The organism is Arenibacter latericius DSM 15913 (assembly GCF_000424985.1).
Lineage (GTDB): Bacteria > Bacteroidota > Bacteroidia > Flavobacteriales > Flavobacteriaceae > Arenibacter > Arenibacter latericius.
In genome coordinates this window covers 47754-60694 of record NZ_KE384286.1, presented here as the reverse complement: position 1 = coordinate 60694, position 12941 = coordinate 47754, and the positions used below count along the sequence as shown (strand labels likewise).

The following is a 12941-nucleotide window of genomic DNA, read 5'->3' as shown; positions in this document are numbered from 1 at the left end:
AAAAAATACGCTTCGGCGTATTTTTTTAGTTAGTTTACCAATCATAACCTTGGATCAATTGAATGAAAACCTTTTTATTAACCTTCATAATTGTCTTTGTTACTTTTGGATACTCCCAAGAGACTGAAAAAAAAGACGAACTTAAAGAACTTAAAGCTATTGTATTAAATGCCCAAACGGACCAGCCTATGGAAAGTGTCCACGTGGTAAACCTTAATCAGGTGATTGGTACTATTACCAACAAACAGGGAGAATTCTCTATACCTGCCCAAGTTAACGACACTTTGTATTTCACCTTCTTAGGTTTTAAATCACAAAAAGTGAGGGTAACTAACGATATGTTTAGGTTTAAGAATACCAAAATATCACTTACCGAATTGGCATACGCTTTAGAGGAAGTTATTGTAAGACCCTATTCCCTTACCGGTTATTTGGAAATAGATGTAAAAAACTTACCCATCAACAATGCTTTTCAGTATAGTATCTCTGGGCTATCTGTAGGATACGAAGCAGGAAGCAAGAACCCAAGCGCAGTCACTAAAGTATTAGGAGCCATTCTTAACCCAGCAGACCTCTTACGAAACCTATTTGGAAAGAAACCTAACCAGATGCGTAAACTTCGGCAAATGAAAGAGGATGATAGAATTAGAGATCTACTAGCTTCTAAATTTGATAGAGAAACCCTAACCGAACTACTTCAAATTGAAAAGGTGGATATTGAAGATATATTGAGTAATTGCAACTACTCCAAATCTTTTATTGCCACTGCCAACGATTTGCAAATCTTAGACGCTATTAGTAGTTGTTACGAAGAATTTAAAGTCCTAAACCGGAAACAATAATTAGAATCGAGGATTTTTCTAATCCACTGATAAAAATATCATATTTCTAGTCCCCTACTTTAGAATACTACAAACTAGGAGCACTTCTGTATGAAATATATCCCTAGACAATACATTACAACTATTTAAAAGAGGTGTACTGCCTACCTTTAAGGTTAGGCATCTATTTCTCCATTATCATTTTTAAATTTCTTAAACCCTCCTCAAAATCCTTCCCCACCATTTTATCCATATTCATAAAGAGCATCATCACTGACATGGGAAATTTATTCTTTCCTTTAAAACCCCAAACTACTTCTGTTTGGTTAGCCCCTTTCTCGGATAGAATAAGATAACTATCAGAAGTAGACTTAAAAGGTTTTAAAAATCGGAGTTCTCCTTCTACCCTTTCGTCTTCAACTACCTTGGTGATTTCCTGCTCACCTTCTCCAACATCTTTATTTCCCTTCCAATAACTTACAAAGCCTACCTCACCATCAATCCCAGTGAACTTATTTTCCATATTGGGATCTTTATTTGCCCATGGGGACCACTCTTGCTGATTTTTAAGGTATTTAATATTATCGAAAACCTTATTCTTAGGACTATTAATTACAATTGATCTTGAAACATTATATGTTTTAGGGGCCAGGACGGCCAAAAGAAAAATTAGCACTATAATTCCTAGCAAAATATATAGTACAGTTGTCATAGCGCTTATGTGTTGATTCCCTTAAAGATAGGAATAATATTATTTGGTACTGTGGTATCTTGCTAAAACATCCTCAACACTACGAACCGATTTTTTAGTCCAGTCTAGCCTTCTCTCTAGTTTTTCCTCCTCAGTTAGGCGCCATTCTACATCCGATCTTTTTAAAAGACTGGTAAGACGATGTAATATTATAGCAGCAGAAACAGAGATATTAAGACTTTCTGTAAACCCAACCATAGGAATAGTTAAGTATGAATCTGCATTGTTCATTACTTCCTGACTCAACCCATCCCTTTCCGTACCAAAAAACAGTGCGGTTTTACCATCAAGTTTAAAGTCGGGCAACAAAACACCATTCTCATGTGGTGTTGTGGCTACAATACGGTACCCTTCCCTTCTTAACGCATCAATACAGGATGTGGTATTATTATATCTTTTGGTATCTACCCATTGCTGGGCACCCATAGAAATGCTTTTATCTAATCGTTTACCGTATCTGTTTTCAATTAAATGCGCCTCTTGTATTCCAAAAACATCACAACTCCTTATTACGGCACTCATATTATGCATCTGATATACATCCTCTACAGCTACAGTAATATACTTAGTACGATCTTCCAATATATCTAAGAAACGTTGTTTCCTTTTTAAAGTAATAAAACCTTCTAAATACGCTAGCAGTTCATGGTCGATCATTTCCGTATAAATTGATGTTCAATAAAAATGTTAGATTTACAAATATATACTCTTTTTAAATGAAAAAATTAGTTGTTTTAACTGGAGCTGGAATCAGTGCTGAAAGTGGTATTAAAACTTTTAGGGATGCCGATGGTTTATGGGAAGGTCACGATGTAATGGAGGTTGCTACTCCCCAGGGTTTCGAGAGAAACCCTGCCTTAGTCCTAGATTTCTACAATCAGCGAAGAAGACAATTGCTAGAGGTGCACCCTAATCAGGCTCATCTTTCCCTAGCGAAATTAGAAGACCAATACACGGTACATATTATCACTCAAAATGTAGACGACCTACATGAAAGAGCTGGCAGTTCTAACGTTATCCATTTACACGGAGAATTGCTAAAAGCTAGAGGCGCCAGTGACCCCAACAGTATAGTGGACTGGAAAAAAGACATTAATTTAGGGGATCTCTGTACGGCAGGAACGCAGTTAAGACCCCATATTGTCTGGTTTGGAGAGGATGTTCCAATGCTAGCCAAAGCAGCTGACATAACTGCTAATGCAGATATTTTAATAATAATTGGCACTTCTATGCAAGTATACCCAGCGGCAAGTCTGGTACATTACGCACCTAATAACATCCCCATATATTTTATAGACCCTAAACCCAATATCAGAGAAACTGACTTTAACAACCTTACAGTCATAAAAAATAGTGCTACTAAGGGAATGGAACTATTAGCGCAAAAATTACTTAAAAACACCTAATAGCGTAAAGAAGTAAATTGAAAAAAAGAACATCTCGTGAACAATTCGGAATGGTATAAAACACTAAAGCATGTTAATGCTTCTAAGAAAAAAAGAACAGAAACAGCTTCCATTGTTCTAAAGCATCCAGAAAATTTAGGCAACCTCCTGGAGGTTGCGTTTAGAGTAGATGACCCAATTTCTTGCAAGGCATGGTGGGTTTTGGAGTTTATTGCAAAGCAACGCTTAAACCTCCTACTTCCACATATAGATACCATTCTTGAAAATAGCGGAAAAATATATCTAGATTCAGCGGTAAGACCCTCTGCTAAAATCTACGAATACTTATGTTATTCCTATTTTACTGATAAAGCGCCTGCTACCCGTAAGGCGCTAAAAGAAAAGCACCTCTCCCTAATAGCTACCCTTTGTTTTGATTGGTTGATAGGTGAACACAAAGTAGCCGCTAAGGCCTATTCTATGACCTGCCTCTTATTATTAGGCCAAAGGTTTAAATGGATTTGGCCCGAGCTAATGCAGGTATTACAACAAAATTACAATAACGGAAGTCCGGCTTACCAAGCTAGAGCAAGAATGATACTTGCAAAATTAAAGTAGTTACTCCCACAGTTAATTCCATAAGCTATACTTAAAAACATTAGTTACACTCACTAATAACATCGCATCGGAAATATAGGAATCGCCTAATTCAGACAGCATCAGCAAACTACATCGGAGCAGGTTCACCTGAAAGATTCGGACAGGCCCGCCTGAAAGATTCGGGCAGGCCCGCTTGTATCCTACGGGTAGCCAAGCTTCGGAGCATTCAAATCTCGATTATCGAGTAAATCCCTTTATTCCAATCCATAAACATAATTTTGGGATCGCTTTTATACTGTTTAACTTATAACTATCTTTGCGCCTTTCTAAAAACATCCAATTTCTTATAAAATGTCATTAAACAAATTAAACGCCATTTCGCCTATAGACGGTAGATATCGCAGTAAGACTGCATCTTTGGCACCCTATTTCTCAGAAGAAGCACTTATTAAGTATAGGGTTTTAGTGGAAATTGAATATTTTATTGCGCTTTGCGAAATTCCATTACCACAACTGTCGGACTTTGACACTACCAAGTTTCCGGCTTTAAGGGAAATCTATAGCAATTTCACTTCTGAAGATGCTAATGCAATTAAAGAAATTGAAAAGGTTACCAACCACGATGTTAAGGCTGTTGAGTATTTCATTAAAAAGAAGTTTGACCAACTAGGCTTACAGGCATATAAAGAATTTATTCATTTTGGGCTTACTTCCCAGGATATTAATAATACAGCTATTCCTCTTTCCATTAAGGAGGCTATGGACCAGGTGTATGTTCCTCACTACCTAGAAGTATTAAATAAAATAGAAGAACTAGCTAAAGAATGGGAAGCCGTTCCTATGCTTGCTAGAACTCACGGACAACCTGCGTCCCCTACTCGATTAGGCAAAGAGGTAGATGTTTTTGCTGTTAGGCTAAAGGAACAATTCCGTATGCTGGAGGAGATTCCTAACGCAGCCAAATTTGGAGGCGCCACAGGAAACTTTAATGCACATAAAGTAGCCTATCCTAACATTGACTGGAAAGCCTTTGGAAAGAAATTTGTTGAGGAAAAACTAGGTTTGCACCACTCTTTCCCTACTACGCAAATTGAGCATTACGATCATATGGCAGCATTGTTCGATTGCTTAAAACGCATCAACAACATTATCCTGGATTTAGATAGGGATTTCTGGACCTATGTATCCATGGATTATTTTAAACAAAAAATTAAGGCTGGAGAAGTTGGTTCGTCAGCAATGCCCCATAAGGTAAACCCGATAGACTTTGAAAATTCCGAAGGAAATTTAGGAATTGCCAATGCAATTTTTGAACATTTATCGGCAAAATTACCAGTGTCTAGGTTGCAAAGAGACCTTACCGACAGTACTGTACTAAGAAATGTGGGAGTACCTTTTGGTCATACTCTAATTGCTTTTCAATCTACCTTAAAAGGCCTTAACAAATTACTCCTTAACGAAGAGAAATTTAATGAAGACCTAGAAAACAATTGGGCAGTTGCTGCAGAAGCTATCCAAACTATTCTAAGACGCGAAGCATATCCTAATCCTTACGAAGCTTTAAAGGGACTTACGAGGACAAATGAAAAAATTACGCAAGATTCTATTGCTAATTTTATAGACACCTTAGAAGTTAGCGAAGAGATAAAGAAGGAGTTAAAACAAATTACTCCTCAAAATTACACCGGAATTTAAGAGCTAGTGTACACTATTTTATCTTTTACTCGGTATTTCGACTCCGATTAGTCGACAAAACCGGGCCAATTATAAGGAATATTAAGATGAAAAAACCCTGCCTAGAAAATTCTAAGCAGGGTTTATTGACATTGAGGGTGTGTTATTATTCTCCTTTTACAAATGCGCCTATTTGCTGTAGGCCTTGCCCCTTATAATCCGATTTTTCTAATGCTTGGATAAACTGAACCAGTTTAGCAGGATTCATATCCTTCCCTAGCACTCTTACGACCATAAAACCTTTATCATCACTATCTCCATAAATAACCACCTCATCTATAGCGTCTTCATCACCTAAATATTTAACGGTAGCTTTTCCATAAGTGGTATTCATTTTCATTAACTCTGTGAACTTCTCATTTTTTAAAATGGACTTTATATTCATTCGTTCTTTCTGAAATTCGACCTCATTTTTGTCTGTCTTTTTAAAAGCAAGTATATTCAGTTTTCTCAGCGACTCCATCGCCTCTTCCTGATCCTTAGTTAAATTTGCTTCTGCTAAGTTTAAAAGACTAACGGGGAGATCAACTGAGATAAAATTAGGATTCTCGGCATTATCCACATAATATTCTTGCAAGCTCTGATTAGAGGAGCAACTTAGGAATATAAATAACAACAGTAAAGTACTTCCCTTAGTTAGTAACTCTTTCATTTTATAGTTTTTTAAATTGATTTTTTGTATTCCTCGTACCCTAAAAAATAGGTCTTCTCTATTGAACTACCCTATACATTGGGTTGCCTACTTTTTGTTTTTTCCAGCCTTATTTAATTCACTTGGAAGGTTCATCTTCTTGGTAAGCGACCCTATCTTGTTTAAATCTATGTCTCCAGTAAGCGACAGCAGTACCGTTTCAATTTTTCTATCATTAATCTTAGCCCCTGCATTCTCTATATTAGTAACAAACATGAGTAACTCGCTCACATGGTCTTCGTCCTTCCCACTTCTAATATAAAACTTCACATTAGCGTCTTTATCTTTTACCCGCATCAATTCTTCTAATGAGGCCGATTTTAGATACTTTGCCATTGTAGACTCCATATCAGCAGAAACCGCCTTATCCTCTGTAATAAACACCTTTAAATTCTTTAAGTTCTGAGCAATATCCATAAAATCTTGTGCTTCTTGGTCATCTACCTCCACATCTATCTTACTAAGTAACCTAAACATACTTTCGTTTACCACCACGGCACTTACCTTATCCAAATCTTCAAATTTATCGAACACAGATTGCGAGAACCCTGAAAATGGTAGTACGGCCAATATTGCAATTATGATAATTTTTCTCATCTCTTTATTATTTAATTTTTATTGTAAATTTTTTCTTTTGTCGCTTCAAATTCTTTTAAATAAGCCACTTTTTCTGTGCCTCTTTCAAAATTGGCTGCTAGCAAGCTAAGTGCCCTTTTTGTTTCTTTATAAGCGTATTCTGCTTTTTCCTGCTCCTTTTGATCGCGGTAAGCATTACCAAAATATATGCCAAACACTAAAACTGCTACGGCAGCAATTGATATCCACTGCATGTACCTTTTCTTACGCTTTAGCTCTAGTTGTTTGGTAAACCGCTCCTCTTTTGCTTTGGAAAAATATTGAAACATTGGCGCGTAGGCTCTTAAATGTACCGGTATATCTTCATTTGAGAAATAGTCCCGTAATATTTCTTCTTCGGGAACTGTGGTAGTAGCCTCCAAGTATTTCTCCAATAGCTTTTCTATTCTATCCAATTCCATAATTATGTTTTTGAACCAATTTTTCTCTAACCGTTTTTCTTGCTCTCGACAATGCAACCCTTATAGCTGTAGGCTTCATATCTAATAAATCTGCAATCTCCTCAAACTCATATTGCTCTACATCTCTTAATTGAAGCACCATTTTTTGCTGTTCGGGCAATTCTGCTATAATCTTCTCTACCCAACTAAGACTGTCGTTAACTTCTATTTCTGACTGTAAGGAAACGTTTTCGTCTTGATAATTGCTGTGTACCAATTTTAAATTACTCGCTTGTTTGGACTTCAATCGGTCTAAACAAAAATTCTTTGTCATGGTCATCGCATAAGCCTCTACATTCTTATAGTTGCCCATTACCTTATTTTTAGACCATAGCTTCATTAAAATTTCCTGTGTAGCGTCTTCTGCCTCTTCCCTAGAGGTCAACAATCGTTTAGCAAGCCTAAACATCTTGTCCTTAAAAGGAAGTACCACATCTAAAAACTCTGTCTGTTGCATTAGGTTCGGTTGTTTTGTAATCCCTTTTAACAGGCTTACAATTGGAAGACGAAATAAAACCTCTTTTGTTACGTTTTATTTTTATTTCTTTTCAATGTTCGTAATTTACACCCAAAGAAACCAAATACGCATTTGTTCCGTATATATAAAAATTATTCTCGCTTCCTTATATTATTTTTTGTTGGAATGATTTTTGTTTGCATGAATATAATAGAAACTTACTCTTTACAATGAAAAAATATTTAAGTATAGTACTGGGAATTAGCTTACTCTTTATCCAATGTTCTAAAAATGACGAAGTCTTACCGGACCCGGTGTCACCAGAAATAGAACCTGAAGTAGAAGCAATAGACGTAACGGTACAGGATTTTATGTGGCAAACCATGAACCTTTATTATTTTTGGCAGAGCGATGTAACTGATTTAGATGATGACAGATTTACCACAAAATCAGGATACAGACAGTTTTTGGAATCTGAACAAGATCCTGGTAAATTCTTTGAGGAAAAACTTCTTTTTTCTGAAGACCGATTCAGTTTCTATTCCGAAGATTATAAAGAATTAACCAAAGCCTTTTCTGGAGTTTCTAAAAGCAACGGATTGGAATTTGGACTTAGCCTTTTTGCCGATAGCGACGACGTTTTTGGTTATGTTAGATATGTAGTCCCCAATTCTAACGCGGCTAGCAAAGAGATTAAAAGAGGAGACTTTTTCACTGGCGTGAATGGAACACCTCTTAACTTAAATAATTACGAAGAACTTTTGTTTGGGAAAGAAGACACCTACTCCCTAGATATGGCCATTATTTCTGATAATGTAATAAGAAATACTGGAGAGAAAGTTACCCTTACTAAAGAAGCGGATTTAACAGAAAATCCTGTTCATATAGCTGAAGTATTAGAAGTGAATGGTAAAAAGATTGGCTATCTGATGTATAACAGCTTCACCAATGAATTTGATGAAGATCTTAACGAAGCTTTTGGCACATTTAAATCTGCAGGAGTAACAGATTTAGTAGTAGATCTAAGGTACAATCCAGGAGGATCAGTGAATTCTGCCGTACTATTGTCTAGTATGATCTATGGCACCAATTCTGACAAAGTTTTCTTAAAGGCAAGGTACAATGAAAAATTGCAAAAAGGCTATGAGAACAACAACATTGACCTAAACACCTACTTTTCTAACAAAACAAATAAGAGCACCCCTATTAATTCCTTAGGGTTAAATAAAGTATATGTACTTGCCACTGGCAGTAGCGCCTCTGCAAGTGAATTGGTCATTAACGGCTTGGATCCTTATATAGATGTTGTACATATTGGTACCACAACTACTGGGAAGAACGAGTTCTCCGTTACTTTTGTGGATGATTTTGACAACGGAAACGTATATGATTCAGATAGAGAAGATGAAATAAATCCAGACAACCACTGGGCCATACAACCCCTCATTGGCAGAAATGAAAATTCAATTGGATTTTCAGACTATACTGATGGACTTCAGCCAGACATCGAATTAAGAGAAGACTTGTCTAATCTTGGTGTTTTAGGAGACATAAATGAACCTTTATTGAAAAAGGCTATTTCAGAAATTACAGGCATGTCCGCAAAAATGGATTTTACCGTTCAGCATCCAGTAAATTTGGTTACTAGCTCTAAAATGTTCACCATAACCAAGAACAACATGTATATGGACATCAAAAATCCATTACCTATTAAACAGCAATAATAAAGTTTTGCAGAGAAAGACTAATACATTTCTAACATCCTTTTAGCTATTTATGTTGTAATAAAACCTATCGCTTTTTATTTTATGAGAAAATTTATAGCACTACTATTGCTCTCTGCAGTTTTTTCCTGTACGGACCAAGATGATGAGGCTTTTATTTACCCAAATGATTCCGAGGTCCAACATTTTATGTGGCAGGGATTAAACCAATGGTACTTTTGGCAGGCAGATGCCCCAAACCTTGGAGATAATAGGTTTGCAACTAATGAAGAGTACATAGACTACCTAGAAAAATATACAGACCCCGAAGAGTTTTTTTATCAAACCTGCTACAAGCACAGTAGGATTATAGGTGAGGCAAATGCTATTGATCGTTTTAGCTTTTTAAATAAAGACTATAGGGTGCTAGTTAACTCCTTAAACGGAATTTCTAAAAGCAATGGAATGGAATTTGGTTTAGTCCGTTTTCAAGGTAGTTCTGATATTTTTGGTTATGTGCGGTATATTGTCCCTAATTCCGACGCCGCCACCAAAGACATTTCTAGGGGAGAAATTTTTAATCGGGTAAACGGTGTAAAACTCAACAATAGTAATTATGCCAACCTACTATTTGGGGGTGACGACACCTATACTCTGGGCATGGCCGATATTAACGGAAACGTGGTTACCAATAATAACAAAGAGGTAACCCTTACCAAACAAGAAGGATTGGTAGAAAACCCAATCCTAGTCGCAAAAACTGTAGAAGTAGACGGTATTAAGATTGCCTATCTTATGTATAACGGATTTACTTCTAGCTTTAACGAGGAATTAAATACGGCCTTTGCACAGTTTAAATCTGAAGGTGTAACCGAACTAGTGTTAGACTTAAGATACAACCCTGGGGGATCCGTAAATAGCGCTAGGCTTTTGGCTAGCATGGTTTACGGCACTAATACCAATGAAGTTTTTATTAGACAACGTTGGAATGACAAAAAACAAGCTACATACAGTTCGGAAGACTATTTTGCTTCCAAGACCGATAAGGGAACAGCCATTAATTCTCTAAACCTTAACAAGGTCTATGTCTTGGCAACTAGAAGCTCTGCAAGTGCTAGTGAACTAGTGATGAATGGACTTGCACCTTATGTAAACGTTATTCATATAGGAGAACAGACAAGAGGAAAAAATGAATTTTCGGTTACCATGGTAGATGATGTAGCTAACGACTATATCTATAGTCCCGCTAGGGAAAACAAAATCAACCCAAACCACAAATGGGCCATGCAACCTCTTATGGGGCGCAATGAAAACGCAGAAGGGTTCTCGGACTATACAGATGGTCTAGTGCCCAACATAGAAATCAAGGAAGACCTATCTAATTTAGGGGAATTGGGAGATCCCAATGAGGCCTTTTTTTCAAGGGCAATCCAAGAAATTACAGGAAAAACTGCCAAAAGAGATTATACCAACCCAATGCCAGTTGAAGAAATATCTAATTCCAAACTCTTCACTCCGACGAAAGACAATATGTATTTAGATAAAATAGAAAGCTTACCGCTGCAATAAAGACACGAAAGGCAATTCCCTGAGAGTAATCCTAAAAAGCATCAGAAGGGAACCATCTTCACTATTTCTATGCCCCCTAAATGGAACAGGAAAGCAAGCTTCGTATTAATCACATCTTACCAAAAGAATTAAAAAAGGGCCCGTTATATCGATTTAACAATATAACGAGCCCAAATTTTCATCAACTATTCTAATAGAACCTGATGAGAATAAAATTAATTATCTCCACCCCACATCGAACTACAAACTAAGGTTAAGCCCTAGTCTTATGTTTCTTCCTTTGGTAGTATATCCTATAATTTCTGTATATTCTTCATTTAGAAGGTTACTCGCATTCAAGTAAAAGGTCAACTTACTAGGAATCACTTGGTGCGCAATGTAGAAATCTAAGATAGCGTAGGAGTCTAGGTCAACATTCACGGACGGGAAAGTTCCAAAATCGGTATCCATACGTTTACCAATCATAGCATAACTTAAGTTCGCTGTAGTACGATTAGAAAAGTCAAACCCTAAAAAGGCATTCACCTTGTGTTTCGGTAAACGAATTGCATTATCCCCCTCTCTTTCCGTAAACGTATAATTAGCACCAAGATTAAAATTAGTTATTGGATTCCAATTTAATTCAACTTCTACCCCACTAGCATCAATTGTATTTTCAGCATTCTCGTAACCGGTGTTAGCATAGTAAACAAAGTTCTTTTCCTTTCTATTAAAATAAAGTGCGCTTATTCTAAAGTCGGTATTTAAAGTGTATTCTATTCCTCCTTCCAAGGTGCGGTTCTCCTCTGGCTTCAAATCTGCATTGGCACCAAAATTACCGAACAGCTGATTTAAACTAGGCGTTATATATGAAGTGGCATAAGATCCCATCACCTTAACATAGCCCTTGGAATTTTTAATGGTAAATGATGGATTTACATTATAAACAAAATGGCTTCCATATTCAGAATGATTATTAGCACGCATGCCTGTATTTAAATTAAAACCATAATCGGACACATATACCAAGTTAACATAAGGGTCTATAATATTAAAATCTTGCACCTCTGAATACTCCGTTTCGTCATAGATATAATTTAAGCCTAAAATGGTATGCAGTTTATCATTAAAACTATATTTATTATAGAGGTCTAACACCCTATTTTTTCCTTTATAGATAGTAGGAAACCCATCTTTAATATCCGATTCATACTCACTAAAGGCCGAATTAAGAACTAAAGCCCCTTTGTTGTACTTAAATTCTGCAGACAATCCCGCTCTGTTTTGCTCACTAAGAAACACATAAGGAGCATCAATCATTCCAAAGGCCTCATCAAACTCTGCCCTAGTTTTAGTTTGATTCCCGTATAGGTTAATCTTAAAATTGTTAGAAAAGGCATACCCTAATTTTACATCAGTACTAAAGCTAGAGAAATCATCCTCCTCATTTTCAGGAGTAACTAATGCCGACATTCCTTCTGAATATCGATTAGAGAATCCAATAATATAGCTAAACTTGTCCAAGGTGCCGTTTATGGAAACGTTATTAGAAAAATCAGCAATATTATAATTTTGATCTTCGGACGTATGATTGGTACCCATACTCGATTGAAAATTCCCAGATATTTTATTTTCTGATGCTTTCTTTGTCGTGATATTAATAACCGCAGTGGCAGCGTTGGTACCATACAAGGTACTTGCAGCACCCTTAATAATTTCTATAGATTCTATATTGGCAGTGGAAAGCAACCTTAAATCATATTCCTGATTTACTGATGAGGGGTCCGAAATACGTACTCCATCCACTAACACTAACACCTGTCTGCCTCTACCCCCACGGGCATAAACACCTAAAACAGTACCTTCCTTCCCATTACTCCCAGCAATAGAAAATCCGCTTTTAGAGTTAATGATTTCAGCAATGGTTTTCCCCTGACTCCTCTTTATTTCTTCGGCAGTTATCTTAATCACCGTTTTACCCGAGTTTTCTCTTTTAAGTTCAAAACGAGAATCACTAACAACAACTTCATCTAAATGTTGGATAGTAGCCTCCTCCTCTTGAGCTATAACACTTGAGCATGCCATTAACGCAGCATACAAACCAATAAAATTTTTGTTCATTTTTTGTTTAATTCAATAAACGGGAAAGTAGTATGTCTGTACCCATACGCAAAC

Annotated in this window: 13 protein-coding genes; 6 read left to right on the top strand and 7 right to left on the bottom strand. The window is 36.6% G+C overall.

Annotated elements, in window-relative coordinates:
* Window positions 1-62 precede the first annotated feature (62 nt).
* Window positions 63-842, top strand: coding sequence for a carboxypeptidase-like regulatory domain-containing protein (locus H344_RS0117680; RefSeq protein ID WP_026811484.1), 780 nt, complete (start codon window positions 63-65; stop codon window positions 840-842).
* A gap of 163 nt (window positions 843-1005) precedes the next feature.
* Here the strand turns inward: H344_RS0117680 and H344_RS0117675 are convergent, their stop codons facing one another.
* Together H344_RS0117675 and H344_RS0117670 are read right to left on the bottom strand one after the other, a co-directional pair.
* Window positions 1006-1533: an SRPBCC family protein gene (locus H344_RS0117675; RefSeq protein WP_026811483.1), complete on the bottom strand. Its 528-nt coding sequence runs from the start codon at window positions 1531-1533 to the stop codon at window positions 1006-1008.
* Between the two features lie 39 nt (window positions 1534-1572).
* Window positions 1573-2226 carry a TrmH family RNA methyltransferase gene (locus H344_RS0117670; protein WP_026811482.1) on the bottom strand — a complete coding sequence of 218 codons (654 nt, stop codon included), beginning with the start codon at window positions 2224-2226 and terminating at the stop codon, window positions 1573-1575.
* Between the two features lie 62 nt (window positions 2227-2288).
* On the opposite strand from H344_RS0117670, the gene H344_RS0117665 reads away from it, so the two are divergent.
* From H344_RS0117665 to purB, 3 genes are all read left to right on the top strand, one after another.
* Window positions 2289-2978 carry an SIR2 family NAD-dependent protein deacylase gene (locus H344_RS0117665; protein WP_026811481.1) on the top strand — a complete coding sequence of 230 codons (690 nt, stop codon included), beginning with the start codon at window positions 2289-2291 and terminating at the stop codon, window positions 2976-2978.
* A gap of 36 nt (window positions 2979-3014) precedes the next feature.
* Entirely contained in the window at window positions 3015-3575 is a 561-nt protein-coding gene (locus tag H344_RS0117660; protein WP_026811480.1) for a hypothetical protein, read from the top strand.
* Window positions 3576-3908: 333 nt separating this feature from the next.
* Window positions 3909-5252, top strand: coding sequence for an adenylosuccinate lyase (gene purB / locus H344_RS0117655; RefSeq protein ID WP_026811479.1), 1344 nt, complete (start codon window positions 3909-3911; stop codon window positions 5250-5252).
* 145 nt (window positions 5253-5397) lie between these two features.
* Here purB and H344_RS0117650 read toward each other — a convergent pair whose 3' ends face one another.
* The 4 genes from H344_RS0117650 to H344_RS0117635 form a co-directional block, all read right to left on the bottom strand.
* Window positions 5398-5943 (bottom strand): DUF4252 domain-containing protein, encoded by a 546-nt coding sequence (locus H344_RS0117650; protein ID WP_026811478.1) that lies wholly within the window; start codon window positions 5941-5943, stop codon window positions 5398-5400.
* Between the two features lie 87 nt (window positions 5944-6030).
* Window positions 6031-6579 (bottom strand): DUF4252 domain-containing protein, encoded by a 549-nt coding sequence (locus tag H344_RS0117645; protein WP_026811477.1) that lies wholly within the window; start codon window positions 6577-6579, stop codon window positions 6031-6033.
* Between the two features lie 11 nt (window positions 6580-6590).
* Complete coding sequence (locus H344_RS0117640; RefSeq protein WP_026811476.1) at window positions 6591-7019, bottom strand: hypothetical protein; 429 nt, start codon at window positions 7017-7019, stop codon at window positions 6591-6593.
* Window positions 7006-7515 carry an RNA polymerase sigma factor gene (locus tag H344_RS0117635; RefSeq protein ID WP_026811475.1) on the bottom strand — a complete coding sequence of 170 codons (510 nt, stop codon included), beginning with the start codon at window positions 7513-7515 and terminating at the stop codon, window positions 7006-7008. Before H344_RS0117635 ends, H344_RS0117640 begins: the two co-directional genes overlap by 14 nt.
* Window positions 7516-7745: 230 nt before the next feature.
* On the opposite strand from H344_RS0117635, the gene H344_RS0117630 reads away from it, so the two are divergent.
* On the top strand, window positions 7746-9239 hold the full coding sequence (locus tag H344_RS0117630) for a S41 family peptidase (RefSeq protein ID WP_026811474.1): 1494 nt from the start codon (window positions 7746-7748) through the stop codon (window positions 9237-9239).
* Between the two features lie 84 nt (window positions 9240-9323).
* On the top strand, window positions 9324-10787 hold the full coding sequence (locus H344_RS0117625) for a S41 family peptidase (protein ID WP_026811473.1): 1464 nt from the start codon (window positions 9324-9326) through the stop codon (window positions 10785-10787).
* Between the two features lie 240 nt (window positions 10788-11027).
* On the opposite strand, the gene H344_RS0117620 is transcribed toward H344_RS0117625, so the two are convergent.
* Window positions 11028-12887 carry a TonB-dependent receptor plug domain-containing protein gene (locus H344_RS0117620; protein WP_026811472.1) on the bottom strand — a complete coding sequence of 620 codons (1860 nt, stop codon included), beginning with the start codon at window positions 12885-12887 and terminating at the stop codon, window positions 11028-11030.
* Between the last annotated feature and the right edge of the window lie 54 nt (window positions 12888-12941).